The following is a 24154-nucleotide window of genomic DNA, read 5'->3' as shown; positions in this document are numbered from 1 at the left end:
CGCCCTACGCCACGTCCGGCTCCGCCCGGTGCTCCGCCACCGACAGGGCGGCCAGGGCGGCCGCCACGGCGTGGGTCGCCCCCAGGTCGAGGCGGGCGCTGGTGCCCCGCGCGCGGTGGCGGAGCTCCTGGGCGGCGAGCCGGAGGAGCTGCGGCAGCAGGTCGGTGCACCGCCGCGCCACCCAGCCCGTACCCGCGGTGGCCATCCATCGCAGGGTCGCCGACCGGCCGGGCGCGGGCCGTTCCGGTGCGGCCGACGGACCCGGCCCGGCCGTGACGCCCGCCTCCGCGAGGAGCGCGTGGAAGCGGATCGCGAGCTGACGGTGTCCCCGCTCGCCCGGGTGCAGCCGGTCCGCGCTCCACATCTCGCGCCCGCTGAGCCACTCACCCTCGGCGGCGTGCAGATGCACGGCCCCGTACCGCTCGGACAGCGCGTGGACGACCGCGTTGACCGCCCGCTGCCGCCGGGCCAGCGGGTTCGCCAGGACACCGGGCAGCCCCAGCATCGCCCCGGGGTCGGGCAGGCACGCCGTGAGCAGGAGGGTGCCCCGCTCGGTGAAGCCCGCGTACACCTCGTCCAGCCGGGCGGCCACCGCGTGGATGTCGAAGGTGCGGCGCAGGGTGTCGTTCACGCCGATGACGACCGAGACGACGTCCGGTTCCAGGTCGAGCCCGACCGGCGTCTGCAGTTCCAGCACCTCGCGTGTCCGCGCCCCGCTGACCGCGAGGTTGACGAACTCCACCGGTGTGTCGCCGAACCCGCCGGCGAGCAGCGCGGCCCAGCCGCGCCACCCGCCGTCCACGGGATCGCCGACACCCTCGGTCAGCGAGTCGCCGAGCGCCACGAACCGCAGCGGTCTCATCCGACGCCCTCCGGTACGACGGGCCGCACGCGTTGCCCGGGCGCATCACCGGCGGACAGCACCGTCGCGTCGTGTGCCGCGAGGAACGCCTCGACGGCGGCGGGCCAGCCGAAGCACTCCGCACGCGCGCGTGCGCTCTCCCGGCGCTCCCGCTCGGGCCGCTCCAGCAGCAGCCGTACGGCGTCCGCGAAGGCCTCGCCGTCGTCGGCCGCGACGGCCCCGGCGGACCCGATCACCTCGGGCAGCGCGGAGGACGCGCTGACGACCACGGGGGTCCCGCAGGCCATCGCCTCCAGCGCGGCGAGCCCGAACGTCTCCGCCGGTCCGGGCGCCAGGCACACGTCGGCGGACGCCTGGAGCCCGCCCAGCAGTGCCCGGTCGGCGACGTGTCCGAGGAAGGCGACCGGTAGTCCCCGCTCGCGCGCCCGCTGTTCCATACGGGCCCGCAGCGGCCCGTCCCCGGCCACCACCAGCCGGGCCCGCTGTCCGCGCCGCAGCATCGCCTCCAGGGCGTCCAGGGCCGTACCGGGCCGCTTCTCGACGGACAGCCGGGAGCACAGCACGAGGAGCGTCTCGTCCCCGCGCGCGTGCGCGGCCCGCAGCGCCTGGTCCCGCAGCGACGGGTGCCGCCGGACCAGGTCGACGCCCAGCGGGGCCCGTACGACATTGCGGGCGCCGATCCGCACGAACTCCCGCTCGGCGAACTCGGTGGTGCACACCACGCGCGCGTAGGTGTGTGCCGTGCGGACGTTGAGGGCGTCGGCGGCGCGCCGGGAGAGGTTCTCGGGCAGGCCCCAGGTGCGCAGGACGCCGTCGGCGGTCTCGTGGGAGACCATCACGGCGGGGACGCGGGCCCGGCGCGCCCACCGGCCGGTCCATCGCAGGGTCGTCCGGTCGGACACCTCGAGGCGGTCCGGCGCGAGTTCCTCCAGTACGGCGGCGACGCGCCGCTTGTCGGTGAGGACGCGGTAGCCGCCGGTGCCGGGCAGCAGCGGGCCCGGCAGGGTGATCACGCGCCCCTGTTCGGTGTCGCGGTCGCTCTCCCGTTCACCGGGCACGATCAGGACGGGTTCGTGTCCGGCGGCGCGGTATCCGGCGCCCAGTTCGCGCAGCGCGGTACGCAGTCCGCCCGAGGCGGGGGCGACGAAGTTCGCCAGCCGGACGATGCGCAGCGGTCCGCTCGTGCCGGGTGCGGGCCGGCCCTCGCCGTTCACGCGGCCACCGCCGTCCGCGCGGTGAGGATGTCGGCGTAGTGCCCGACGAGCTGGTCGCCGACGGCCGCCCAGGTGCGGTTCTCGACCACGGCCCGGGCGGCGGCGCCGTACGCGGCCCGCAGGCCCGGGTCGCGTGCCAGGGACCACACCGCGTCCCGGACGGCGGCCGCGTCGCGCGGCGGGACGAGCAGCCCGGTTCGCCCGTGGGCGACCAGGTCCAGCGGTCCGCCGGCGGCGGGTGCGACGACCGGGACACCGCTCGCCATGGCCTCCTGCACGGTCTGGCAGAAGGTCTCGAACGGGCCGGTGTGCGCGAAGACGTCCAGCGAGGCGAAGATCCGGGCGAGTTCGTCGCCGGTGCGGCGGCCGAGGAAGACCGCGCCCGGCAGTTGTTCGCGCAGCCCCGGCTCGCTGGGTCCGTCGCCCACGACGACGACGCGTACGCCGTCCAGGGCGCAGACCCCGGCGAGGAGTTCAACCTGCTTCTCGGGAGCGAGCCGGCCGACGTAGCCGACGATCAGTTCACCGTTCGGGGCGAGTTCACGGCGGATGGCCTCGTCCCGGAGTTCGGGGCGGAACCGCACGGTGTCCACTCCGCGCTGCCACAGCTTCACCCGGGGCACGCCGTGCGACTCCAGGTCGTCCAGGGCCGCGCTGGACGGAGCGAGGGTGAGGTCGGCGGCGGCGTGGACGGAGCGGATGCGCCGCCAGGCGGCGGCCTCACCCGCGTGGACGTAGGTGCGGGCGTATCCGGCCAGGTCGGTCTGGTAGACGGCCACGGCGGGGATACCGAGCCGGGCGGCGGCGGCCATGCCGCGTACGCCGAGGACGAAGGGGCTCGCCAGGTGGACGATGTCCGCGCGGTGCTCGGTGATCGCGGCGGCGACGCGTCGGCTGGGGAGGGCGACGCGGACCTGGGGGTAGCCGGGGAGCGGTAGGGAGGGGACACGGACGACGGGGCACGGCGCCGAGGCGTCGGGCCCGTTCCCGGCGGCGGTGGCCGGGGCGACGACGAGGGGAACGTGACCGCGATCGACGAGGTGCCGGGCGGTCTGGAGCGCGCAGTGGGCCACGCCGTTCACATCGGGGGGAAAGGATTCGGTCACGATGACGACACGCATAAGGGTGTTGTCGCCGTGCTGGACGTGCCCGCGTCAACGTCGATCTTTCCGGCCGGGGAACGTCCCATGAGCGTTGCGCACCGCCCCCTCGCAGGTCGGCGCGCGTCCACACGCTCCTGATGCGCGGGTCATCCCCCGTTCATACGGCGGTGCTGTCGGGCCCGATCCGGCTTCGTACGGCTGTCTGGACCTCGGCCTCCTCGGCCGGGTCGGCGGCGAGTCGGCGCAACTGGTCGACGACCCTGGCGTCACCGGTCTCGGCGTGCCGGGCGGCGACCTCGCGGGTGGTCTCCTCGCAGTCCCACAGGCACTCGACGGCGAAGCCCGCGGCGAAGGAGGGGTCGGTGGCGGCGAGGGCCCGGGCGGCCCGGCCGCGCAGATGGGACGAGGCGGTCTCGCGGTAGATGTGGCGCAGTACGGGGGCCGCGCAGACGATGCCGAGCCGTCCCGCCCCGTCCACGAGGGTCCACAGGGTCGGCGCGTCGGGCCCCTCGCCCCGTACGGCCTCCCGGATCGCGCCGAGGACGAGGTCGCTGTCCCGGGTGCCCCCGAGGCAGGCGAGCATCCGGCCGGCGGCGGCTCCCAGGGGGTCGGGCCGGTGGACCCACCCGCGCGCGCGGTCGACGGCCGCGATACTGCGCATACGTTCGAACGCGTCGACGGCGGCTTCCACGACGGCTGTCGATCCGTCGGACACCGCGCCCTCGATCAGCTCGAGGGCCTCGGGATCGTTGCCGTCCGCGAGATAACGAAGGGCCGTACACCGAGCGCCGTCGCCACCGCTGCGGGCCGCCGCCACGATCTGGGGGCGGTCCTCGGGGCCCGCCACAGCCGTCAGGCAGCGCGCGGCGGGCACGTGCAGCACGGCGCCGCGGTCGATGCCCTGCTGGGCCCACTCGAAGACGGCCTGCACGCTCCAGCCCGGGCGGGGCCCGGTCGGCCGCATCTGGCGTTGCCAGCGGTCGAAACAGCCGGTCTCCTGAGCGGCACGCACCCGCGTGGAGATCGATTCGCGCGGATCGTCGGCCCACAGTCGCCAGGGCCGGGGCTCGAAGGCGTCCCGCACGGCGGCGGCCAGTTCGGCCTCGCCCTCCGCGTCGGTGGCGAAGCGTGCCAGTACCGGGGCGGCGAGGGCGCGCAGCCCCGCGTCGTCGTCCCTGAGCGCCAGTTCGTCCAGCGCCCAGGCCCAGCCGGTGCCGGTGGCGGCGTACCTGCGCAGCAGTTCGAGCGCGTCCCGCCTGCCGTAGGAGGCGAGGTGCCCGAGGACCGCGAGGGCGAGGCCGGTGCGTGACTCGTCGGTGTCGAGGACGTCCTCGGCGTCGAAGAGATGGGCCTCGATCTCGTCGAGCTCGCCGTGGAGGTCGACATAGAGACGGGCGTAGTAAAGGGAGCGGTTCTCCACCTGCCAGTCGTGGCGGGGATCGCGGAGCACACACTGGTTCAGCGCCGCGAGCGCGTCGGCCCGCGGTGCGGTGAGCGCGTGCAGCGTGCCGTCGCCGCGGCCCCTCTGGAGCAGGCCGAGCAGCGTACCGCTGGGCGCTATGACCGGATCGAACATGGGAAACAGCCTCACATCAAGCGTCGACGCAACCGGGATCTTGCTTTACCTGGCCGCGTGACAACACGTCGGGGCGCCCGCCGTTTCCTGCTTGCTGTAGACCATCTTCCTCTGCCTCTCGTAGGTGGGCCCATGCGGACCGCCTCACGGCCCGCGCGGTGCGGCAACATCTGCCCAGCCATCGCGTCCGTGAATCACGACGTCATGATGACCCGGCTGTTCAAGCTGCCGCGACCGTATTTCCGGCGGCCCCGTTCCGCCTCCCCCGTTTTCCGTGTTCTTGCTGGTCGATGTGTACGGCTCAGTGCACGCCGAACAGCTCCAACAGTTCCGTCTTGCCGAACATCCTGGCGGTGTCGACGGCCGAGGGCATGCCCGCGGCCGGGTTGGCGCCGCTCTCCAGGAGAGCCTGGATCACGTCCTGCGCACCCTTGAAAACGGCCCCCGCGAGGGGGGTCTGACCCCGGTCGTTCACCCGGTCCCCGTCGGCACCGCGCGCGAGGAGCGCCCGGACCGCGTCCGCGTGGCCGTGGTAGGCGGCGAGCATCACCAGGGAGTCACCGCGGTCGTTGGTGAGGTCGGCCGGGACGCCGGCGTCGACGTAGGCCACGAGCGCCTCGGTCTGTCCCTTCCGGGCCAGATCGAAGATCTTGGTCGCCAGCTCCACGACCTCGGGGTCGGGGGCTTCGCTCATCGGCGGGACCACCTCTCGTTACAACCGTACGGGTGAATCGAAAGCGTACTGGTTCGACGGGCACATGACCCGACACGTCAGCGGCAAAGATCAGCACACCCAAATGGCGTCGAATGGCGCCAAACAGGTCCACCACCCGAGTGAAATTCGCCGAATTACACCCGATTGCACCTTTTATCGTATGGATACATGCAGTGATCCTGGAAGAACTCATGGTGACTGTCCCCACCACACCAGGAGATCCTCATGATCCTCTCCATCTCAGGCGTCGTTCTGCTCGGCATCATCGTCTTCCTCTTCTTCAAGAAGGACGGCCTCAAGGGATCGCACGCCTTCATCGCGGCGCTGTTCGGCTTCTACCTCGCGAGCACCGGCATCGCGCCGAGCATCAAGGCCGGCGGCGAGAGCCTGGCCAGCCTGCTCGGCGGAATCAAGTTCTGACGTCCCCCTAGCCCGCACGCACACCCAGGAGACAGCAGTGGCCCGGCGCCCCCTCCCCCGCATCCTGAGCAACGGCAGCGCACAGATCGCCCGGAGCCGGGAGCTGGCCCGGACCGCGGCCGACAGTGCGACCGACGTCCTGCACCCGCTGATCACGATCAGCCGGGGGCTTCGCCGACTGGCCGCGGCCGGACGGCGCAGGTGGGCCGAGACGCCCAAGGACAAGCGCGGGCCCCTGCTGTTCATGACGGCCTCGATGGTCCTCGTCGTGGCCCTCCTGCCCTACGGGCCGCTGCTCTCCGTCATCTCGGTGATGGCGGCAGCGGCCTGGCACGGCCGGGACCGCGCGCCCTCCGAGCCGGAAGGCCCCGACGAGTCCCAGACCGAGCGCCTCCAGTCCCTGTACGAGGCGCTGGTCCCCTACTTCTCGACCCCGGACGACCCCGATCCCCTCTACGCCCACGGGGGCGACTGGGAGAAAACGTTCCCCGCATACGAGTTCGACGACACCGGCCGCCTCTCGCACCTGACCGTGCGCTACCCGGCGTACTTCACCGACGGCGAGGCCGCCTCCCGGGCGCGGATCGAGCAGCTGCTGCACGCCAAGGCGGGCCGGGGCCGCGAGTACCACTTCGCGTGGGACGAGGAGGGCAACCAGCTGGCGGTCACCGTCCTGCCGCCCCTCCCGACCGACATCGCCGCGCAGCGCTTCGTCACGTCCCCCGGCGAGACGGTCCTCGGCTTCACCGACCCCACCCAGGTACAGCGCACGCTCCCCCTCAGCCACGGCGAGGAGCGGCGCGACGTCCCGCCGGTCGTCTGGCGCACCGGGCCGCGCTCCACCGAACCGCACCTTCTGGTGCTGGGCGAACCCGGCACCGGCACCACGACACTCCTGCGCTCGATCGCCCTCCAGGCGCTGCAGTACGGCGACATCGTGATCGTCGACGGCAGCGGCACCGGCGAGTACGCGTGCCTGACCGGACGTGACGGCGTGCTGGCCATCGAGTGCGCCCCGTCCGGAGCCCTCGCCAGCCTCGAATGGGCCGCCCAGGAGACGGAACGGCGGCTGATCGCGGCCAACCGCGCCCGCCAGGCCGGTCAGCCGCTCCCCGACGACACCCGACGCCCGCTCTGGCTGTTCCTCGACCGCCCCGGCACCCTCGCCCACCTGGCCGCCGCCGACGGTCACGCCGATCCCCAGTCCGCGCTCGAGGTCCCCCTGCGGCACGGCCGGGCGGCGAACGTCACGGTCGTGGTGGCGGAGCAGTTCGACAGCGCGGACATCCTGAGCGACGCCGTACGCCAGCACACGCGCGCGCGTGTCGTCCTCGGCCCCGTCGCCCCCGCTCAGGTCGAGGCGGTCCTGGGCGCCCGCCCGCATACGACACCGGTCGCGGTCATGCCCCCGGGCCGTGGCTACGCCCGGCTGGGCACCGGCCCGGTCCACCGCCTCCAGGTCCCGGCCACCCCGGACCCCCACGACGACGCGACGAGCGACACACAGCGCCAGGCGGTGCTGGAGCTGCTGCCGCCACGGTCGTCTCAGACACTCGTCAAACAGGAACAGGAACAGGAGCAAGAACAGGCGCAGGAGCCCGTGGCCTGAGCCGCGCCCGCCGCTCAGGCCACGAAGGTACGAGGCGACTCGGCGCCCCCCGACCCCCCGCTCGCCACGATCCGGGCGGCGGCGGCCAGGCGAACAGCCGCCTCGTCGGCCACCGCTCCCCCGACTGTGAACGGCAGCCGCACATACCCCTCGAACGCGCCGTCGACCCCGAACCTCGGCCCCGAGGGCACCCGCACCCCCACCCGTTCCCCCACCTCGGCGAGCCGCGACCCCGACAGCCCACCCGTACGGACCCACAGGGTGAGCCCGCCCCTGGGCACCGTGAACTCCCAGTCCGGCAGCTCCCGCCGGACCGCCGCGACCAGCGCGTCCCGATTGTCCCGGGCCTGTTCGCGCCGCATCGCGACCGCCTGCTCCCAACCACCGCCGCTCAGCAACCAGTTGATGGCCAGTTGTTCGAGCACGGGCGTGCCCAGGTCCGCGTAGGCACGCGCGGCGACGAGGCTGCGGATCACGTCAGGAGCCGCCCGTACCCAGCCGATGCGCATTCCGGCCCAGAAGGCCTTGCTGGCCGACCCCACGGTGATGACCGTCGATCCCGCGGGGTCGAAGCCGCACACCTGGCGGGGCATCTCGACATCCGGGTCCAGCCACAGCTCGGTCATCGTCTCGTCGGCGACGAGCACCGTGCCGGCCGACCGGGCCGCCTCCACGAGTTGCCGCCGCTGGTCCTCGTCGGCGAGCGCGCCGGTGGGGTTGTGGAAGTCGGCGACGACGTACGCGATCCGGGGCGCGGCCTCACGCAGCACCTGGCGCCAGCGGTCCAGGTCCCAGCCGGCGAGCCCCTCGGCCATCGCGACGGGCACGAGCCGGGCGCCCGCCTCCCGCATCAACTGCAGGATGTTGGCGTACGAGGGCGACTCCACGGCGATGCGCTCGCCCCGGCCGGAGAACAGATGACAGATCGCGTCGATGGCGCCCATGGCCCCGGTGGTCACCATGATCTGTTCGGGCATGGTGGGGATCCCGCGCGCGGTGTACCGCTCGGCGATCATCGCGCGCAGCGCGGGCAGCCCGGCCGGGTAGTCGCCGTGCGTGTGCGCGTACGGAGGCAGTTCCTCCAGGGCACCCTGGACGGCACGGGTGAGCCAGGGCTCGGGCGCGGGCAGGGCAGCAGTACCGAGGTCGATCACCGAGCCGAGTGCCTCGGGAGGCAGCGGTTCCAGCCCGCGCGCGGGAAGCGGGTTGCCCGCGGGGACGGCGGTCCAGCTGCCCGCGCCGCGCCGGGACTCCAGAAAGCCCTCGGCGCGCAGCGCCTCGTAGGCCGCGGCGACCGTCGTACGGCTGACCGAGAGGGAGAGGGCCAGTTCGCGTTCTGCGGGCAGGCGGGCGGCGACCGGGACCCGGCCTTCCAGCACCAGCAGCCGGATGCCGTCGGCGAGGGAACGGTAGGCGGCCGGTCGGCGGGTGCCGGGACCCGCGGGGCGGTCCTGCTGGGAGGTGAGCAGCCGGGCGAGCTGCGCGGTACCCACCGCCGAAGTCCACTGCACCATGCAGATCAGTCCACCTTCCCCGAATTGGCCATGGATACGGTCCGATCCCAAGCCACAGGGTGTCATGTGCCAGGCCACTACCACCACAGGGGGCAGCTCGTGAGTTCATTGTCAGTGCCGGATCGTCTCGGCAGACGGCTGGTCCAGCTCTATACGGGTCTCGCGCTGTACGGCGCCAGCTCGGCCCTGCTCGTCGAGTCGGGCCTGGGCCTCGAGCCGTGGGGCGTGCTCCACCAGGGACTGGCCGAACTGACCGGGCTGACGATCGGGGTCGTGTCGATCTTCGTGGGTGCCGCCGTGCTGTTGCTGTGGATCCCGCTGCGCCAGCGCCCGGGGCTCGGCACGGTCTCGAACGTCTTCGTCGTCGGCCTGGCCATGGACGGCACGCTCGCCCTGGTCCCCGACGCACACGGCCTCGCCGCGCGCGTCCCGCTCCTGGTGGCGGGCATCGTCCTCAACGGCGTGGCCACCGGCCTGTACATCGCGGCGAGCTTCGGCCCGGGCCCCCGCGACGGCCTGATGACCGGCCTGCACCGGCGCACCGGCCGCTCGATCAGGCTCGTCCGTACGGCGATCGAGCTGGCGGTGGTGGCCACGGGATTCGCCCTGGGCGGCACGGTGGGCATCGGCACGGTGCTGTACGCGGTGGCGATCGGACCGCTGGCCCAGCTGTTCCTGCGGGTGTTCGCCGTTCCGGCGGCATCGGACGGCAGCCCGGTCGTTGCCGCCGGTCAACCGGCGGGGGCGATACTGCGACCGTGACCACGCGGATACGCCACCCCTACCTCGACCATCCCGGCCCCATCCCCTTCGCCCATCGGGGCGGGGCGGCGGACGGGCTGGAGAACACGATGTTCCAGTTCCGGCGGGCGGTCGAGGCGGGCTACCGCTATCTGGAGACCGATGTGCACCGCACGGCGGACGGAAAACTCGTCGCCTTCCACGACTCGACGCTGGACCGGGTGACCGACGGCGGCGGCCTGATCGCGGATCTCCCGTGGTCCGAGGTACGGCACGCGCGCGTGGCGGGCAGTGAGCGGATACCCCTCTTCGAGGACCTGCTCGAAGCCTTCCCCGAGGCGCGCTGGAACGTCGACGTCAAGGCCGAGCCCGCGCTGCGCCCGCTCCTGGATCTGATCGAGCGCACCGGCTGCTGGGACCGGATCTGCGTCGGGTCCTTCTCCGAGGCCCGGGTGGTGCGGGCGCAGCGGCTCGCCGGTCCACGCCTGGCGACCTCGTACGGCACCCGGGGCGTTCTCAACCTGCGGCTGCGCTCCTGGGGCCTGCCCGTGGCGGTGCGCCGGTCCGCGATCGCCGCGCAGGTCCCTCAGCGGCAGTCGGGCATCCCGGTGGTCGACCGCGGCTTCGTGCGCACCGCCCACGCGCGCGGGCTGCACGTCCATGTGTGGACGGTGAACGATCCCGAACGCATGCACCGGCTCCTGGATCTCGGGGTCGATGGCATCATGACCGATCACATCGACACGTTGCGCAAGGTACTGGAGGACCGGGGCACCTGGTTCTGACTCCCCGGGCGCACCATCTCCACGGGGAAAGCGAGGGGCACGGGTGGGCACCGACACCGTGCGGAACGAGGCGGCCGACGAGGCCGCCGGGCGCCGGCGCGAACAGCGCGGCTGGTACTTCTACGACTGGGCGTGCTCCGTCTACTCGACGAGCGTGCTCACCGTGTTCCTAGGGCCCTATCTGACCTCGGTCGCCGAGGAGGCGGCCGACGCGGACGGGTTCGTGCATCCGCTGGGCATACCGGTCCGCGCCGGGTCGTTCTTCGCGTACTCGGTGTCCCTGTCGATCATCGTGGCCGTGCTCGTCATGCCTGTCGTGGGTGCGGCGGCGGACCGCACCGGCCGCAAGAAGCCCCTCCTGGGAGCCGCCGCGTATGTGGGAGCCACGGCGACAACGGGTCTGTTCTTCCTCGGCGGCGACCGCTATCTGCTCGGCGGGCTGCTGCTGATCGTCGCCAACGCGGCCCTGTCCGTGTCGATGATGCTCTACAACTCCTACCTTCCCCAGATCGCCACGGTCGAGGAACGCGACGCGGTCTCCTCGCGCGGCTGGGCGTTCGGTTACGCGGCGGGCTCACTGGTCCTCGTCGTCAACCTGGTGCTGTACACGGCCCACGATTCCTTCGGCCTCTCGGAGGGCATGGCCGTCCGCATCTGTCTGGCCTCGGCGGGACTGTGGTGGGGCGCCTTCACCCTCGTACCCCTGCGCAGACTCCGCGACCGCCGGGCAGCCTCCGAGGGCGGCCCCGCGAAGGAGGCCACCTCCCCGGGGCTGCGGCAGCTCGCGGCGACGGTCCGCGACATGCGCCGCCATCCGCTCACCCTCGCCTTCCTCCTCGCCTACCTCGTCTACAACGACGGCATCCAGACCGTGATCTCCCAGGCGTCGGTGTACGGCTCGGAGGAGCTCGGGCTCGGCCAGTCCACCCTCATCGGGGCGGTCCTGCTGGTGCAGGTGCTGGCGGTGGCGGGGGCACTGGGCATGGGCCGGCTGGCCCGCGTGTACGGGGCCAAGCGGACGATTCTCGGATCACTGGTGGCGTGGACGGTGACGCTGGCGGCGGGGTATTTCCTGCCGGCCGGCGCGCCTGTCTGGTTCTTCGTGCTGGCCGCCGGGATCGGCCTGGTCCTCGGCGGCAGCCAGGCGCTGTCCCGGTCGCTGTTCTCCCATCTGGTGCCGCCCGGCAAGGAGGCCGAGTACTTCTCGGCGTACGAGATGAGCGACCGCGGCATGAGCTGGCTCGGCCCGCTGCTGTTCGGGATCACCTACCAGCTGACCGGAAGCTACCGGGACGCGATCATCTCGCTGGTGGCCTTCTTCGTCATCGGCTTCGCACTGCTGGCGCGAGTCCCGGTGCGGCGGGCGATCCGCGACGCGGGCAATCCGGTTCCCGAAAGGATTTAGCATCCGTGGCCAAAGAGCGGTAGTGTACGCCGTTGGCCTGCCAGGCGGACCGTTACTGCGCGTCAAAGATGACGAAACGCTGGGTGATATCTGCTTGCAGATGTGACAAACCGGGCGCTGGTGGGTACAACAAGGGGCGGCTACGACGGCGACGCATGACCCGAAACGGGACACGGGACGGGAATCTTTACCGCCGACCGGACGTTGACCGGATGACGACGACAGCGACACCTGTCCTGTGGGCGACAAGCCCGGGAGGCACGATTCATGAGTGAGCGAGCTCTTCGCGGCACACGCCTTGTAGTGACCAGCTATGAGACGGACCGCGGCATCGACCTGGCCCCGCGCCAGGCCGTGGAGTACGCATGCGAGAAGGGGCACCGGTTTGAGATGCCCTTCTCGGTGGAGGCCGAAATTCCGCCGGAGTGGGAGTGCAAGGTCTGCGGGGCCCAGGCACTCCTCGTGGACGGTGACGGCCCTGAGGAGAAGAAGGCCAAGCCCGCGCGTACGCATTGGGACATGCTGATGGAGCGGCGCACCCGAGAGGAACTCGAAGAGGTCCTCGAGGAGCGACTGGCCGTTCTCCGCTCCGGAGCGATGAACATCGCGGTACATCCGCGGGACAGCCGCAAGTCCGCGTAGTCCTGTCAGGGGGCTGGGCGGCATACAACGCACGCGTGACACCGCGGGCGCCGTACGTGAGTTCTGCGTACGGTGCCCGCGGTTTCGCGTTTTCGTGGTGGATGAGGTGAGGGGTGGGCGCCGAGCAGGAAAGCTCGGCGCCCACCCCTCGGGCGATCAGCCGCTCAGCGGCGGGCGGCGGTCCTCCGGCGTGGCCGTGCCGTCCTCCCGGATGACCTCGCCCTGGACCACCTTGCCGTCCGGGCGGTGGATCCTCGCCCGCTGGAAGGCGTCACCCAGGGTGCCGGGGGTCGCCTCCCGCAGTTTGCGTTCGAAGGTGCGTTCCGCGTAGCGGCTGATCGCCCGCTGGATCGGGGGGACCAGCAGAAGCAGGCCCACCGCGTCCGAGATCAGCCCGGGCAGCATCAGCAGCAGGCCGCCGAGCATCAGCAGCCCGTTGCCCTCGCTGCCGCCGGGACGCGCCGTGTCGGCCACGGGCATGCCGCCCTGCTGCTGTTGCAGCGTCTCGGTGAGCTTGCGGAAGGCTCGGCGGCCGGCCCGCTTGATGACCACGGAGCCGAACACGAGACCGGCGACCAGGAGCACGAAGACCAGGTAGCCGCTCGCCGCGCCGGCGACCACGGTCAGCAGCCAGATCTCCAGCACCAGCCAGGCGGCGATGCCCAGCGGCAGGAACGTGCGCAGCCGGGAACGCCGCGGCCGGGCGGGGTAGGTGGGGGTCGGAACGCCAGTCGTCATGCGTCCAGTGTGCCTGGGCCGCGCTCAGTACAGGATAAGAGGATGATCGACAGGACTGGTGAGCCGTACGGGAATGCCCGGGGTCAGGGCGGCTAGGGCTTCCAGGTCTTGCCGCGGGCCCTGTTCACCCGCTCCCCCACACCCCACGTCGTGACCCGCCACAGCGCTTCGACCAGGATGTCGCGGCTCATCTTGGAATCGCCGTGCTCGCGCTCCACGAAGGTGATGGGCACCTCGACCACGTGATACCCGGCTCTGATGGCTCGGCGGGCCAGGTCGACCTGGAAGCAGTAGCCCTGGGAGGCGACCTCGGCGAGACCGAGGCCTTCGAGGGTCTCGCGGCGGAAGGCGCGGTAGCCGCCGGTGACGTCCCGGATGGGTACGTCGAGCAGGACGCGGGAGTAGAGGCTGCCACCGCGGGAGATGAACTCGCGGGACTTGGGCCAGTTGACCACCCGGCCGCCGGGCACCCAGCGGGAGCCGAGGACCAGGTCGGCGCCCTTGAGGGCGGTCAGCAGACGGGGCAGTTCCTCGGGCTGGTGGGAGCCGTCGGCGTCCATCTCGATCAGGACGCCGTAGCCGTTGTCCATGCCCCACGCGAAACCCGCGAGGTAGGCGGCGCCGAGGCCTTCCTTGCCCTTGCGGTGCAGTACCTGGACCTGCTCGTCATCGGCGGCCAGTTCGTCGGCGAGCTTGCCGGTGCCGTCGGGGCTGTTGTCGTCCGCCACGAGAACGTGGGCATCGGGAACCGCCTCACGCACCCGGCCGACGATCTTCTTGATGTTCTCCGCCTCGTTGTAGGTCGGAATGATCACCAGTGCCGTGCCGAGCGGGCCGAACCGCCGCTGCTGGGCCTCTGCCGCGAGGGTCCCGTCGCCGTCGTTCACTGCTGCCCCTTCAAGTCCGTACGCAGACATCCACCATAGTGGCCTCCGCCTGCACCGACGTGTCGGCACGTGCGTACTGGGGTGTCGATTCGACAAGAGCCGGGTAAAGGAGTCCGCTTCGTCACCCGTGGGCGGTGCGGATCGGGGCCCGGCGCCCTTCGGGCCGACCTGGGACCCGCTGGCTGCGGGTCGACCGAAAGCCGTTGTCTACTGGACGTCCGGGCCCCACCCGGGTCACACCTTGCCGACCGGGTGGAACGTTCCGTCGCCGTGGCGCGGGCGCTGAGCCTGGCTGCCAGTGACGGTGCGCCGGTGCGGCACACCATCCCTGACCCAGCGGCGCTGCGGCGACTGCGCGGAGGTTCCCCGGTCGGGCGTCCGGTGGTGGACCCGGCAGAACCTACCGGCCGCCTGCCGTCGGCTGTCAACAGTGGCTTGGCCTGCGATTCTTTCCCCGATCGCCGGGTCGGCGCCGAGGATACGCAGGTCGCGCGACGGCCTGCCGACGCCGGTCCGTGCCCCCGCCGCCCCGGGAGATCACTCGCTCGGCCGTACGAACACCGTCCGGCCGCCGACCACCGTGCGCAGGCAGACGGGGAGGTCGGTGCCCGGGGTGAGATCGGGCAGTCCCGGAGTGCCGGAGCGGGGGTCGGTGGACCAGCGGGCGACCCGGTCGTCGGGAGCCTGGACCACCAGGGCGTCGGTGCGCCACACGGCGTAGTCCGCGGGCGCGCCCGGCACCAGGACCCCCGCGTCGTCGCGCCCCACGGCCCGCCAGCCGCCGCGGGTGTGGGCCGTGAACGCGGCGCGGACCGAGATGCGGTGCTCCGGGGTGCGGTGGAAGGCGGCGGCGCGGACGGTGCCCCAGGGGTCGAGCGGGGTGACGGGACTGTCGGACCCCAGGGCGAGCGGGACGCCTGCCTTCAGAAGGGCCGCGTAGGGGTTCAGGGCGCGGGCGCGCTCGGCGCCCAGACGCTGGGCGTACATGCCGTCCTCGCCTCCCCACAGGGCGTCGAAGGCGGGCTGCACGGACGCGGTGAGGCCCAGTTCGGCGAAGGCGGCGATGGTTTCGGGGGTGAGCATCTCGGCGTGCTCGACGCGGTGCCGGGCCGCCCTGATCCGGGCCAGGCCGACCTTCTCGGCGGCGGCGCGCACGCCCTCGACCACGGAGGTCACCGCAGCGTCCCCGATGGCGTGGAAGCCCGCCTGGAGGCCCGCCTCGGTGCAGGCGACGACATGCGCGGCGACCGCGGCGGTGTCCAGGTAGGCGGTGCCGGTGTGGCCGGCCTCGTCGCTGTACGGCTCGTGCAGGCAGGCGGTGTGCGAGCCGAGGGCCCCGTCGACGAACAGGTCCCCGGCGGCGCCGACGGCGCCCAGGGCGCGGGCCCTGTCGACCCCCTCCTCGCCCTGCTCCGCCCAGTAGCCGACCACCCTCGGGCCCGGTTCCCCGGCGGCGAGGCGGAGCAGCCCGGTGAGGTCGTCCTCCGAGGAGATCTCCGGCCCCCCGCACTCGTGGACGGAGCCGATGCCGAGCGAGGCGGCGCGCGAGAGGGCGGCCCGCTGGGCCTCGGTGCGCTGTGCCGGGGTCACCGCGCCGAGGGCGGCGGCCCGGACCTTGTGGTGGGCGTCGCCGGTGAGCGGGGCGTCGGAGCGGCCTGTGTCGCCCTGGACCAGGTCGAGCAGGGCCGTCGTCACGACCGCCGAGTGGACGTCGATCCGGCTGAGGTAGAGCGGGCGTCCGCCGGTGGCCTCGTCCAGTTCGGCGCGGCTCGGCGGGCGTCCCCCGGGCCAGCGGGCGGCGTCCCAGCCGTGGCCGAGGAGGACACGGTCGGCGGGGCGGGCGGCGGCGAACGCGCGTACGAGGGCGAGGGCCGCGTCCAGGGAGGGCGCGTCGGACAGGTCGAGGCCGGTGAGCGCGAGCCCGGTGGCGGTGGTGTGCACGTGTGCGTCGGTGAACGCCGGGGTGACGAGGGCGCCGTCGAGGTCGATCACCTCGTCCGCCGCGCCCGCGACGGCGTCCGCGGCGCCTTCCGAGCCGACCCAGGCGATGTGGCCGCCCTCGACGAGCATCGCGGTGGCGAAGGGGTCGGCGGGACTGTGGACTTCGCCGCCTCGCAGGAGGACGGTGGCGGGGGGTGCCGGGCGTTCACTCATGGGGACAGTTTCCCGTGCGCGGTCGCCGGAGCCGCACGTGGGGCGTGTTTCAGATCTTCGGCGGTCTCGCCTCGTACGGCGTCGACAGGACCACCGTCGTGCGGGTCGAGACGCCCGCGAGGGTGCGCACCCTGGCCAGCAGCTCCTCCAGCTCGTGGGGGGTCGCGACGCGGACCTTGAGGATGTAGTTCTCCTCCCCGGCCACGCTGTGGCACGCCTCGATCTCCGGGACGTCCTTGAGACGCTCCGCGATGTCGTCCGGGGCGCTGGGGTCGAAGGGCTTCACCGAGATGAAGGCCGTCATGGGCAGCCCGACGGCCTCCGGGTCGACGACCGCCGCGTAGCCGCGGATGACGCCTCGCTGTTCCAGCCGGCGCACGCGCTGATGCACGGCAGACGTGGACAGGCCCGTGGCCTTGCCCAGGTCGGTGTAACTCATCCGCCCGTCCTTGACGAGCAGCTGCACGATCTGTCGGTCCAGCTCCTCCATGGCGCAGAACCTACAGTGCGGTTGATCTCCTCCGATACCTGAGCGGTGCAGGTCATGCCCTGTTCGTGATGTGCCGGGGGTGACCTGTGGGCCGGACGAGGGACAAAAGCATCGCCACAGGCACCTGCGAACGGCATGTGACGAACGCCACAGCTCTCGAACATGCTCCGTGATGGTCTCGTGATTACCGCCGAGACCGGGCGGGAAGTGCTTGCTGTGGCCGAGGCCGCAGTTGCCTTGTCGGCCCAGCCCGAGGGGGAGTAACCCATGCAGAGTCTTAAGCGCCCTGGTCGCACCGCGCCCAAGAGGCCCCAGTTGGTGGTCGAACCCGAGCCGGAGGGCGTCGAACCCGACGCGCTCGACGGTGAGGAACTCGACGACTACGACACCTTCGAGATGGTCCGGGTGATCTGCCCGGACTGCGCGCAGCCCATCGCGCTGCTCGCGGACGAGGAGAGCCTGCCGGAGCACGCGCTGTGCGCGTCACCGTGGAACCCGTTCGGGCTCACGGTCTGCCCCGGTACGGGTCGCGCGGCGGCGGAGGCACGGTCCGCGGACGAGACCGCGGAGACCCAGGAGCAGCACACCGCCCTGCTGTTGACGCTCCCTCAGGGACTCGACTGGCGGACCCAGCCCTTCTCGCACGTCGGCGGCCCGGGCTCGCGCCCGATGCGGGTCCCCGTGATGCGGCGTCACGCCGCCTGAGCGCATCCGCTCGCACACTCCGACCGCCTCTCACCACGGCTCGCAGGCCGCCGTGGTGCGGTTCCGGTGCGCGCGTGTGCCGTCGCGAACGCAGGGCCGAATCCCGCGCGCGGTGACCTGACCGAGGGTCACCGCGTTGCCCTGGCATGACGACCCCCAGGTACGCGGCGACGCCGGGACGTCCGCGTCGGTTCTATGACTCCGGTCAGGCAGAATCGGTTCCGCGGAGGCGGTACGAGCAAGGTCGGCCGAACCCGCCTGCGCCACCGTCCGACCCGCCCATCTACCGTGCCCTGCTGCGCACTTGGGCCGACGGTGGCCGCACCCTGCCGGGGCGCCACGACCCGGAGTGGGTCCGGCTCGCGGCGCCGCCGGTCGGGCTCGGGATCGTGACCGACCCGTTCAGCGCGTCTCCGGGCCCACGAGATGACGGGCGATGACCATCCGCTGGATCTGGTTGGTGCCCTCGACGATCTGCAGGACCTTGGCCTCGCGCATATAGCGCTCGACGGGGAAGTCCGCGGTGTAGCCGTAGCCGCCGAGCACCTGGACGGCGTCCGTGGTGACCTTCATCGCCGTGTCGGTGCACAGGAGTTTGGCCATGGCGGCCTGCTTGGCGAACGGCCGGCCGGCGTCACGCAGCCGTGCCGCCGCGAGATACAGCGCGCGGCCCGCCTCGATCTGGGTGGCCATGTCGGCGAGCAGGAAGCGCAGTCCCTGGAAGTCGGAGATCGGCCGCCCGAACTGCCTGCGCCCGGTCGCGTAGGCCACCGCCTCGTCAAGTGCCGCCTGGGCCAGGCCGATCGCACAGGCGGCGATGCCGAGGCGCCCCGAGTCGAGCGCGGCCAGTGCGATCGCGAACCCCTGCCCCTCCTCGCCGATGCGCCGGCCGGCGTCCAGCCGGACCCCGTCGAAGTTGACCTGCGCGGTGGGTGAGCCCTTGAGGCCCATCTTCCGTTCCGGCGCCGCGGCGCTCAGCCCCGCCGCGTCGGCGGGGGCCAGGAACGCCGTGATGCCGCGCGGGCCGTCCTCGCCGGTGCGCGCCAGGACCGTGTAGAAGTCGGCGATGCCGCCGTGCGTGATCCAGGCCTTGGTGCCGGTGAGCACCCAGTCGTCGCCGTCCCGGACGGCCTTGGTGCGCAGGGAGGCGGCGTCGGAGCCGGCCGCGGGTTCGGAGAGGCAGTACGCGCCGAGGAGGCCGCCGCCGAGCATCGCCGGCAGGTGTTCGGCCTGCTGCTCCTTGGTGCCGTATCCGGCGAGGGCGTGGCAGGACAACGTGTGGACACTGACGCCGAGTCCGACGGTGAGGCGGGCGGCGGCGAGTTCTTCGACGACCTGGAGATAGACCTCGTACGGCTGATCGCCGCCGCCGTGGTCGGAGGAGTACGGGAGGCCCAGCAGCCCCGACTCCGAGAGGAGGGCGAACACTTCGCGCGGGAAGCGTCCGGCTTCCTCCTCCTCGGCCGCCCTGGGGGCGATCTCGCGCTCGGCGATGTCACGGACGAGCGAGATCAGGTCCCGGGCCTCGTCCGTGGGCAGTTGCCGGTCCACCGGCTGCGGGGCGTGTTCGGGCATGTCGACGCTCTCCTCCCTGTCGGGCGCGACGGCACACGCGCGCCTGAGTAGGGCGGCGTCCACCGGTGTCACTGGTCACGGCCGATGCTGGCCCTTCCGGGTCACGGAAGCGGTCGGCGAATGGCTGTGGAGCTGCGAGTATGCCCGATCGGCGGCACCCCGTCACCGGTTAACGAGCGTTTATTCGATCACATCCCGGGGCACCGGCCGAGCCGCGGAATTGGTACGAACCATTGACCGAAGTGGTCTAGTCCTCTTAGTGTGCCCGCAGTTCCTGACACCATCTCCCCCACGCTCCCCTCCCATCCGAGGAGACAGCTCCATGCACCGACCGCATCTCCCCCGCGTCCACTTCAAGGCGCTTGTGTCCGCCGCGTGTTGTGCCGTTCTCGGCGCCGGACTGCTGGCCGGCGCGGGTACCGCGACCGCCGCGCAGACGGCGTTGAAAGGCACGCACGTTCCGAAAGCCGCCGGTTCCAAGGTCGTCGGCTACTTCACCGATTGGGGCACCTACGACCGCAAGTACTACGTCAAGAACATCGAGACCTCCGGTTCGGCGGCCCGGCTGACGCACATCAACTACGCCTTCGGCAACGTCACCGGCGGCAAGTGCGTGATGGGCGACGCCGACGCGGCGACCGGCCGGGCCTACACCGCCGCCGAGTCGGTGGACGGGGTCGCCGACACCGCGAGCCAGCCGTTGCGCGGCAACTTCAACCAGCTGCGCGAGCTGAAGAAGAAGCACCCGAAGCTCAAGGTCCTCTGGTCGTTCGGTGGTTGGACCTGGTCGAGCGGTTTCGGCGAGGCCGCGCAGAACCCGGCCGCGTTCGCCAAGTCCTGCTACGACCTGGTCGAGAACTCCCAGTGGGCCGATGTGTTCGACGGCATCGACATCGACTGGGAGTACCCGAACGCGTGCGGCAACACCTGTGACACCAGCGGCAGGGCGGCCTTCAAGAACGTGATGGCGGCGCTGCGCGCGAAGTTCGGCTCCGGCAACCTGGTCACGGCGGCCATCACCGCCGACGCCTCCCCCGGCGGCAAGATCGACGCGGCGGACTACGCGGGCGCGGCCAGGTACGTCGACTGGTACAACCCGATGACGTACGACTACTTCGGCGCCTGGGCGGCGACCGGTCCGACGGCACCGCACTCGGCGCTGAACTCGTACCCCGGCATCCCGCAGGCCGGCAACTACACCTCGGCGACCATCGCGAAGCTCAGGGGACTCGGCATTCCGGCCTCGAAGCTGCTGCTCGGTATCGGCTTCTACGGGCGTGGCTGGACCGGTGTCACACAGTCGGCGCCCGGCGGCACGGCGACCGGTCCGGCGGCGGGTACGTACGAGGCGGGCTTCGAGGACTACAAGGTGCTGAAGACCAAGTGCCCCGCGACCGGCACCGTCGGCGGGACCGCGTACGCCAAGTGCGGGAGCGACTGGTGGAGTTACGACACCCCGGCGACCATCGGCACGAAGATGGCGTACAAGGACCGGCAGGGTCTTGGCGGCACCTTCTTCTGGGAGCTGAGCGGCGACACCTCGAACGGTGAGCTGATCAGGGCGATCAAGTAGGCGCACCCGGAGTGCGGTTGGGGGCGGAGGCCGAGCGCCTTCGCCCCCGCGCCGTCAGTTGTCCCGGCGGGCGGGCTCCGGTGTCACGTACGCCGGGTCGAGTTCCTCGATGGCGCGCATGGCGCCGCCCAGCATCTTCACGAGGAGTTCGCGCATGATGTCGCGGGAGAGTACGGGGCGGTCGATCCAGTCGAGGGTGGCGCCCTCCACGCTGCACACCCAGCCGAACAGCCCCATGCGGGCCAGCGGGCCGATGTCCCCTCTGCCGTAGGCGCCCTCGGCGATGGTCGCGACGATCACCTCGCGCACCCCGTCCCGGATGGCCTGCACCTCGGCGTCGAAGCCGACGCCGCCGCTGACGATCGTGCGGTAGGCGGCCTGGTTGTGCTCGGCGAAGCGCAGGTAGGCGTCCATGGTGCGGTGCACCCGGTCCACGGGGGCGTGGGTGAGACCGCTGGACGCGAAGCTGACCAGGTCGGCGACCGAGTCCTCGACGATGGCGAGGTAGTAGCCGCGCTTCGACTGGAAGTAGTAGTAGATGAGCCCCTTGGCGACCTGCGCCTGACGTGCGATGTCGTCCATCGACAGGGCGTCGTACGACCTGTCGGCGAACAGCTTCCGACCGATGGCGATGAGTTCGGCGCGACGCGCCAGGGAGCGGTCGGTGTTGCGCGCCCGCGGGCGTTCGGCGGCAGGCTGTCTACTACTGTTCAATTTGGGGCCCTGGTCTCCAACTGCGGGCGGGACATCCGAAGTATGGCAGACCGGAGCCACCTGCACGTTCGACTCTTATCGACAGGGACGGAGCCCGGTTCGCGGCAGTCGCACCGGGTCAGAGCAGGCCCAGCTGGACGACGAACATGGCGAGCACCATCACGAACGTCCAGCCCATGACGTGCTCAAAGATCTTCGGGCCGTCCTCTCGGGGGCCGCCGGTACGGGTGCGCGCGGGGGCTGCGGCAGTGCTCGCGGTCATGGCATCTCGCTGTGGTCGATGTGCGATGGACTCCCCCCCACCGTTCTGTCCACCTTGCCATTCATCGGGGCTTTCACGCCGGAGACGTTGGTCACATCGCCCTGAAAACGGACGGCCCCCGGTCTCCCGGGGGCCGCGCACACGTCTTGGGGTTCTCTTCGGCTCAGCGCACGCCCACCGCAGCGAGGGCCGCGAGCTGGGCGGCGGTCGGCCGTGCCGGGAAGTACAGGTAGCAGACGCCGCCGGTGCCGGACACGACCTTGCCGGCCGCGTTGTAGCGCTTGGTCCGCAACCAGATGTTCTCCCACTCGCGCCTCGCGTAGACCCGTCGCACGGCCTCGTTGGTCGCCGAGAAGGGGTCGTTGGCGATCACGTCGCCGTCGGCGGTGAAGCCGATCACGGTCATCAGATGGCCGGAGGTGCCGTAACCGGCCCCGGTCAGCTCGGTCTTGAGGAACGACTGGGACGTTATGGCCGGGATGCCGGCCGCGATCAGCGTCTCCAGCTGGCTGAGCGACTCAAGGCGGGTGACCACGCCCTGGAGGTCCGGGTAGGTCGCCGCGTAGGCCGCGTTGAAGGGCCAGTTGCCGCAGCCGCCGTACTGGAAGTCGTAGGTGAAGCGGGCCGCGTGGCACACCTGTGGGTCGGCGTAGGCCGGGTCGACCCAGGCCAGCTGCTGCGCCGTGGGCTTCCGGCCCCAGTATTCGACGATCATCTGCGAGGAGGTGGGGCTGCACCAGGCCTCGCCGCCGTTGTCGTACTCGGGGTACTGGCCGGTGTGGATCTCCTGCGAGTACCGGGGGACGATCAGTTCCCCGGCCGGGCCGGGTGCCGAGGCGGGGACGGTGAAGCGGTCCGGGACGTCGGAGCCCATCGCGCCGAGCCGCCAGACCGTGGGGGTGGCCGTGGTGCCCGGCTTGCGGTGGAGGGTCAGCCGCAGCCGGTACGAGACCAGGCGCAGGCCCGTGGCCGGGTCGTCGATGGCGAAGGTGTCTGTCCAGACGGTGCTCTTGCCGTCGGTCTGGTCGTCGACGGAGGTCCGCCTGATGTCCTGGTCGCCGGAGGCCCAGCGGCCCATCACGTACCAGGGGGCGGCGGTGCCGTCGGAGTACGTGCCGGTCAGTTCGACCTGGAGCCAGGTGCCGGCCGGGGTGCGCGCGTTCCAGGAGGCGATGACCTCGGTGGAGGGCACCGAGAGGCGGTGCACCGGGGACGTCCAGGTCGCGTACTCCCAGGCCGCCGTCGTACCGGTGTGCGGATCGGTGTAGTCGACCGTGCCGGCCGGAACACCGATCACCAGCCCGGGCCGCACACCGGCGACGGCACGGGTGCCCTGGGCCGTGCCGGCACACCAGTCCGTGTACGCGGCCCACGCGCGGTTGTCGACATGGCGAGCGGTATCCGCGGCCACCTCGCGGCCGGTCGCCGCCGGGGTGTCGGCGGTGGCCGGGCCCGCGCCGCCCGCGACGGCGGCGACGACCGCCGCGGCGAGGACGGTTCTGCGGGACGGCTCTTCGACTCTGCTCATGGCGAGGGACCCCCTGGTGTCCTGGACGGGCGGGACAGTGCACGGACGTTCGCCAACTATGGCCGCCGGTGACCGGCTCATGCCAGCACTTCGGGCCGCGTCGCGCCCAGAATATTGGTCTCGACCATTGGCGTGACCTGGGACGCGGGCGCCAGGCGCGCAGGCGGTCCCTAGAATGATCCCGGCAATATGTCCGAATTCCAGCGCCCCCGGGAACCGTCATCCACGACCTCGCTCGCACCCTGCGCCGACTGCCGCCGTCCTGCGGCCCCGTCCGCCTGATCGCCGTCGACGGCCACGCGGGGTCCGGGAAGACCACGTTCGCCGGACGGCTGGCCACCGCCCTCGGCGGGGCACCCGTACTGCACCTCGACGACATCGCCAGCCACGACGAACTGTTCGCGTGGACACCCCGTCTGGCCAACCAGGTGATCGAACCGCTTCGGCGCGGCGAGAACGCCTCCTACGCCCCCTACGACTGGACCTCCCGGCGCTTCGGACCGCCCAGGACACTGCCGGCCGCCCCGGTGGTGCTGGTGGAGGGGGTCGGAGCCGGGCGGCGCGCGCTACGGCCGTTCCTGGCGCGGCTGTTGTGGATGGAGCTGCCCGACGAGGAGGCCTGGGCGCGAGGACGGTCGCGGGACGGGGCGGAACAGAGCGAGTTCTGGGCCGGGTGGGTCGCCGCGGAACGACGGCACTTCGCCGCGGACCCCTCGCGTCCGTTCGCCGACCTGCTGGTACGGCAGTGCGACGAGGGGTACCAGGTGCTGCCGGGGCCCGACGGGACCGTTGGATCAGACCAGGATCTCACTCAGGGTGACGGGCCATCCGCTGTGTGGTGAACTTGTGAAGCCCCTTGTCACGCAACTTGTCCGAGTGCCTCAACTCGGCTTGACCGGTGAGCCGTACAGGACTTACGTTCTCAATGTGCGGCCATTCGGA

24 protein-coding genes are annotated in these 24154 nt (G+C 71.9%); 10 read left to right on the top strand and 14 right to left on the bottom strand.

Features of this window, described 5'->3' with window-relative positions; translation table 11 throughout:
- Positions 1-4: 4 nt before the first annotated feature.
- From ABZ855_RS29805 to ABZ855_RS29785, 5 genes are all read right to left on the bottom strand, one after another.
- Positions 5-862, bottom strand: a complete 858-nt coding sequence (locus tag ABZ855_RS29805; RefSeq protein WP_360812023.1) for an SGNH/GDSL hydrolase family protein — start codon at positions 860-862, stop codon at positions 5-7.
- Positions 859-2076 (bottom strand): glycosyltransferase, encoded by a 1218-nt coding sequence (locus tag ABZ855_RS29800; RefSeq protein WP_360812021.1) that lies wholly within the window; start codon positions 2074-2076, stop codon positions 859-861. The genes ABZ855_RS29805 and ABZ855_RS29800 overlap by 4 nt, the downstream gene beginning before the upstream one ends.
- Entirely contained in the window at positions 2073-3197 is a 1125-nt protein-coding gene (locus ABZ855_RS29795; protein WP_360812019.1) for a glycosyltransferase family 1 protein, read from the bottom strand. Before ABZ855_RS29795 ends, ABZ855_RS29800 begins: the two co-directional genes overlap by 4 nt.
- Positions 3198-3336: 139 nt before the next feature.
- Positions 3337-4755, bottom strand: coding sequence for a HEAT repeat domain-containing protein (locus ABZ855_RS29790; RefSeq protein ID WP_360812017.1), 1419 nt, complete (start codon positions 4753-4755; stop codon positions 3337-3339).
- Between the two features lie 301 nt (positions 4756-5056).
- Complete coding sequence (locus tag ABZ855_RS29785) at positions 5057-5449, bottom strand: ankyrin repeat domain-containing protein (protein ID WP_319208349.1); 393 nt, start codon at positions 5447-5449, stop codon at positions 5057-5059.
- 246 nt (positions 5450-5695) lie between these two features.
- Here ABZ855_RS29785 and ABZ855_RS29780 point away from each other — a divergent pair, with 246 nt between their 5' ends.
- The gene (locus ABZ855_RS29780; protein ID WP_319208348.1) at positions 5696-5890 is read left to right on the top strand and encodes a hypothetical protein; all 195 of its coding nucleotides are present in this window, start codon (positions 5696-5698) and stop codon (positions 5888-5890) included.
- A 37-nt stretch (positions 5891-5927) separates the two neighbouring features.
- On the top strand, positions 5928-7499 hold the full coding sequence (locus ABZ855_RS29775) for an ATP-binding protein (protein ID WP_360812015.1): 1572 nt from the start codon (positions 5928-5930) through the stop codon (positions 7497-7499).
- Between the two features lie 14 nt (positions 7500-7513).
- On the opposite strand, the gene ABZ855_RS29770 is transcribed toward ABZ855_RS29775, so the two are convergent.
- Positions 7514-9013 (bottom strand): PLP-dependent aminotransferase family protein, encoded by a 1500-nt coding sequence (locus ABZ855_RS29770; protein ID WP_360812013.1) that lies wholly within the window; start codon positions 9011-9013, stop codon positions 7514-7516.
- A 108-nt stretch (positions 9014-9121) separates the two neighbouring features.
- On the opposite strand from ABZ855_RS29770, the gene ABZ855_RS29765 reads away from it, so the two are divergent.
- From ABZ855_RS29765 to ABZ855_RS29750, 4 genes are all read left to right on the top strand, one after another.
- Positions 9122-9775: a hypothetical protein gene (locus ABZ855_RS29765; protein WP_360812085.1), complete on the top strand. Its 654-nt coding sequence runs from the start codon at positions 9122-9124 to the stop codon at positions 9773-9775.
- Positions 9772-10539, top strand: coding sequence for a glycerophosphodiester phosphodiesterase (locus ABZ855_RS29760; protein ID WP_360812011.1), 768 nt, complete (start codon positions 9772-9774; stop codon positions 10537-10539). Before ABZ855_RS29765 ends, ABZ855_RS29760 begins: the two co-directional genes overlap by 4 nt.
- A 43-nt stretch (positions 10540-10582) precedes the next feature.
- Positions 10583-11944, top strand: a complete 1362-nt coding sequence (locus ABZ855_RS29755) for an MFS transporter (protein ID WP_360812009.1) — start codon at positions 10583-10585, stop codon at positions 11942-11944.
- Positions 11945-12211: 267 nt separating this feature from the next.
- Complete coding sequence (locus ABZ855_RS29750) at positions 12212-12586, top strand: RNA polymerase-binding protein RbpA (RefSeq protein ID WP_003977404.1); 375 nt, start codon at positions 12212-12214, stop codon at positions 12584-12586.
- A 156-nt stretch (positions 12587-12742) separates the two neighbouring features.
- On the opposite strand, the gene fxsA is transcribed toward ABZ855_RS29750, so the two are convergent.
- The 4 genes from fxsA to ABZ855_RS29730 all read right to left on the bottom strand — a co-directional run bounded on the left by fxsA (position 12743) and on the right by ABZ855_RS29730 (position 16855).
- Positions 12743-13324: an FxsA family membrane protein gene (fxsA, locus tag ABZ855_RS29745; protein WP_360812006.1), complete on the bottom strand. Its 582-nt coding sequence runs from the start codon at positions 13322-13324 to the stop codon at positions 12743-12745.
- 92 nt (positions 13325-13416) lie between these two features.
- The gene (locus tag ABZ855_RS29740) at positions 13417-14211 is read right to left on the bottom strand and encodes a polyprenol monophosphomannose synthase (protein ID WP_360812004.1); all 795 of its coding nucleotides are present in this window, start codon (positions 14209-14211) and stop codon (positions 13417-13419) included.
- A gap of 537 nt (positions 14212-14748) precedes the next feature.
- A complete protein-coding gene (locus ABZ855_RS29735) occupies positions 14749-16365 on the bottom strand; it encodes an amidohydrolase (RefSeq protein ID WP_360812002.1) in 1617 nt (538 codons plus the stop codon).
- A 49-nt stretch (positions 16366-16414) separates the two neighbouring features.
- Positions 16415-16855, bottom strand: coding sequence for an Lrp/AsnC family transcriptional regulator (locus tag ABZ855_RS29730; RefSeq protein WP_360812001.1), 441 nt, complete (start codon positions 16853-16855; stop codon positions 16415-16417).
- Between the two features lie 267 nt (positions 16856-17122).
- On the opposite strand from ABZ855_RS29730, the gene ABZ855_RS29725 reads away from it, so the two are divergent.
- Both ABZ855_RS29725 and ABZ855_RS29720 read left to right on the top strand, forming a co-directional pair.
- Complete coding sequence (locus ABZ855_RS29725; RefSeq protein ID WP_319208330.1) at positions 17123-17560, top strand: hypothetical protein; 438 nt, start codon at positions 17123-17125, stop codon at positions 17558-17560.
- Positions 17561-17706: 146 nt separating this feature from the next.
- Positions 17707-18000 (top strand): hypothetical protein, encoded by a 294-nt coding sequence (locus ABZ855_RS29720; protein ID WP_360811999.1) that lies wholly within the window; start codon positions 17707-17709, stop codon positions 17998-18000.
- Here ABZ855_RS29720 and ABZ855_RS29715 read toward each other — a convergent pair.
- Positions 17963-19135 (bottom strand): acyl-CoA dehydrogenase family protein, encoded by a 1173-nt coding sequence (locus ABZ855_RS29715; protein WP_360811997.1) that lies wholly within the window; start codon positions 19133-19135, stop codon positions 17963-17965. The genes ABZ855_RS29720 and ABZ855_RS29715 overlap by 38 nt on opposite strands.
- Positions 19136-19457: 322 nt before the next feature.
- On the opposite strand from ABZ855_RS29715, the gene ABZ855_RS29710 reads away from it, so the two are divergent.
- The gene (locus ABZ855_RS29710; protein ID WP_360811995.1) at positions 19458-20708 is read left to right on the top strand and encodes a glycoside hydrolase family 18 protein; all 1251 of its coding nucleotides are present in this window, start codon (positions 19458-19460) and stop codon (positions 20706-20708) included.
- A 54-nt stretch (positions 20709-20762) separates the two neighbouring features.
- On the opposite strand, the gene ABZ855_RS29705 is transcribed toward ABZ855_RS29710, so the two are convergent.
- The 3 genes from ABZ855_RS29705 to ABZ855_RS29695 form a co-directional block, all read right to left on the bottom strand.
- Positions 20763-21422 (bottom strand): TetR/AcrR family transcriptional regulator, encoded by a 660-nt coding sequence (locus tag ABZ855_RS29705; RefSeq protein ID WP_360811993.1) that lies wholly within the window; start codon positions 21420-21422, stop codon positions 20763-20765.
- 118 nt (positions 21423-21540) lie between these two features.
- Positions 21541-21684 carry an SCO1431 family membrane protein gene (locus tag ABZ855_RS29700; protein WP_360811992.1) on the bottom strand — a complete coding sequence of 48 codons (144 nt, stop codon included), beginning with the start codon at positions 21682-21684 and terminating at the stop codon, positions 21541-21543.
- Positions 21685-21847: 163 nt separating this feature from the next.
- Positions 21848-23212, bottom strand: a complete 1365-nt coding sequence (locus ABZ855_RS29695) for a peptidase C39 family protein (protein WP_360811990.1) — start codon at positions 23210-23212, stop codon at positions 21848-21850.
- 221 nt (positions 23213-23433) lie between these two features.
- Between ABZ855_RS29695 and ABZ855_RS29690 the strand changes: the two genes are divergently transcribed.
- Complete coding sequence (locus tag ABZ855_RS29690; protein ID WP_360812083.1) at positions 23434-24054, top strand: hypothetical protein; 621 nt, start codon at positions 23434-23436, stop codon at positions 24052-24054.
- Positions 24055-24154 lie beyond the last annotated feature (100 nt).

It is taken from the genome of Streptomyces sp. NPDC047042 (assembly GCF_040644035.1).
Taxonomy (GTDB): Bacteria; Actinomycetota; Actinomycetes; order Streptomycetales; family Streptomycetaceae; genus Streptomyces.
The sequence above is the reverse complement of the archived record's forward strand: the minus strand, read 5'-3'. Positions and strand labels throughout refer to the sequence as shown.

What these genes read in the sequence shown, in the direction of transcription:
- ABZ855_RS29725 (WP_319208330.1), top strand. Translation starts at nt 17,123, where the DNA reads ATGCAGAGTCTTAAGCGCCCTGGTCGCACCGCGCCCAAGAGGCCCCAG.
- ABZ855_RS29710 (WP_360811995.1), top strand. Translation starts at nt 19,458, where the DNA reads ATGCACCGACCGCATCTCCCCCGCGTCCACTTCAAGGCGCTTGTGTCC.
- ABZ855_RS29790 (WP_360812017.1), bottom strand. Translation starts at nt 4,755, where the DNA reads ATGTTCGATCCGGTCATAGCGCCCAGCGGTACGCTGCTCGGCCTGCTC.
- ABZ855_RS29730 (WP_360812001.1), bottom strand. Translation starts at nt 16,855, where the DNA reads ATGGAGGAGCTGGACCGACAGATCGTGCAGCTGCTCGTCAAGGACGGG.
- ABZ855_RS29785 (WP_319208349.1), bottom strand. Translation starts at nt 5,449, where the DNA reads ATGAGCGAAGCCCCCGACCCCGAGGTCGTGGAGCTGGCGACCAAGATC.
- ABZ855_RS29770 (WP_360812013.1), bottom strand. Translation starts at nt 9,013, where the DNA reads ATGGTGCAGTGGACTTCGGCGGTGGGTACCGCGCAGCTCGCCCGGCTG.
- ABZ855_RS29720 (WP_360811999.1), top strand. Translation starts at nt 17,707, where the DNA reads ATGACGACCCCCAGGTACGCGGCGACGCCGGGACGTCCGCGTCGGTTC.
- ABZ855_RS29735 (WP_360812002.1), bottom strand. Translation starts at nt 16,365, where the DNA reads ATGAGTGAACGCCCGGCACCCCCCGCCACCGTCCTCCTGCGAGGCGGC.
- ABZ855_RS29715 (WP_360811997.1), bottom strand. Translation starts at nt 19,135, where the DNA reads ATGCCCGAACACGCCCCGCAGCCGGTGGACCGGCAACTGCCCACGGAC.
- ABZ855_RS29795 (WP_360812019.1), bottom strand. Translation starts at nt 3,197, where the DNA reads ATGCGTGTCGTCATCGTGACCGAATCCTTTCCCCCCGATGTGAACGGC.
- ABZ855_RS29805 (WP_360812023.1), bottom strand. Translation starts at nt 862, where the DNA reads ATGAGACCGCTGCGGTTCGTGGCGCTCGGCGACTCGCTGACCGAGGGT.
- ABZ855_RS29695 (WP_360811990.1), bottom strand. Translation starts at nt 23,212, where the DNA reads ATGAGCAGAGTCGAAGAGCCGTCCCGCAGAACCGTCCTCGCCGCGGCG.
- fxsA (WP_360812006.1), bottom strand. Translation starts at nt 13,324, where the DNA reads ATGACGACTGGCGTTCCGACCCCCACCTACCCCGCCCGGCCGCGGCGT.
- ABZ855_RS29750 (WP_003977404.1), top strand. Translation starts at nt 12,212, where the DNA reads ATGAGTGAGCGAGCTCTTCGCGGCACACGCCTTGTAGTGACCAGCTAT.
- ABZ855_RS29700 (WP_360811992.1), bottom strand. Translation starts at nt 21,684, where the DNA reads ATGACCGCGAGCACTGCCGCAGCCCCCGCGCGCACCCGTACCGGCGGC.
- ABZ855_RS29780 (WP_319208348.1), top strand. Translation starts at nt 5,696, where the DNA reads ATGATCCTCTCCATCTCAGGCGTCGTTCTGCTCGGCATCATCGTCTTC.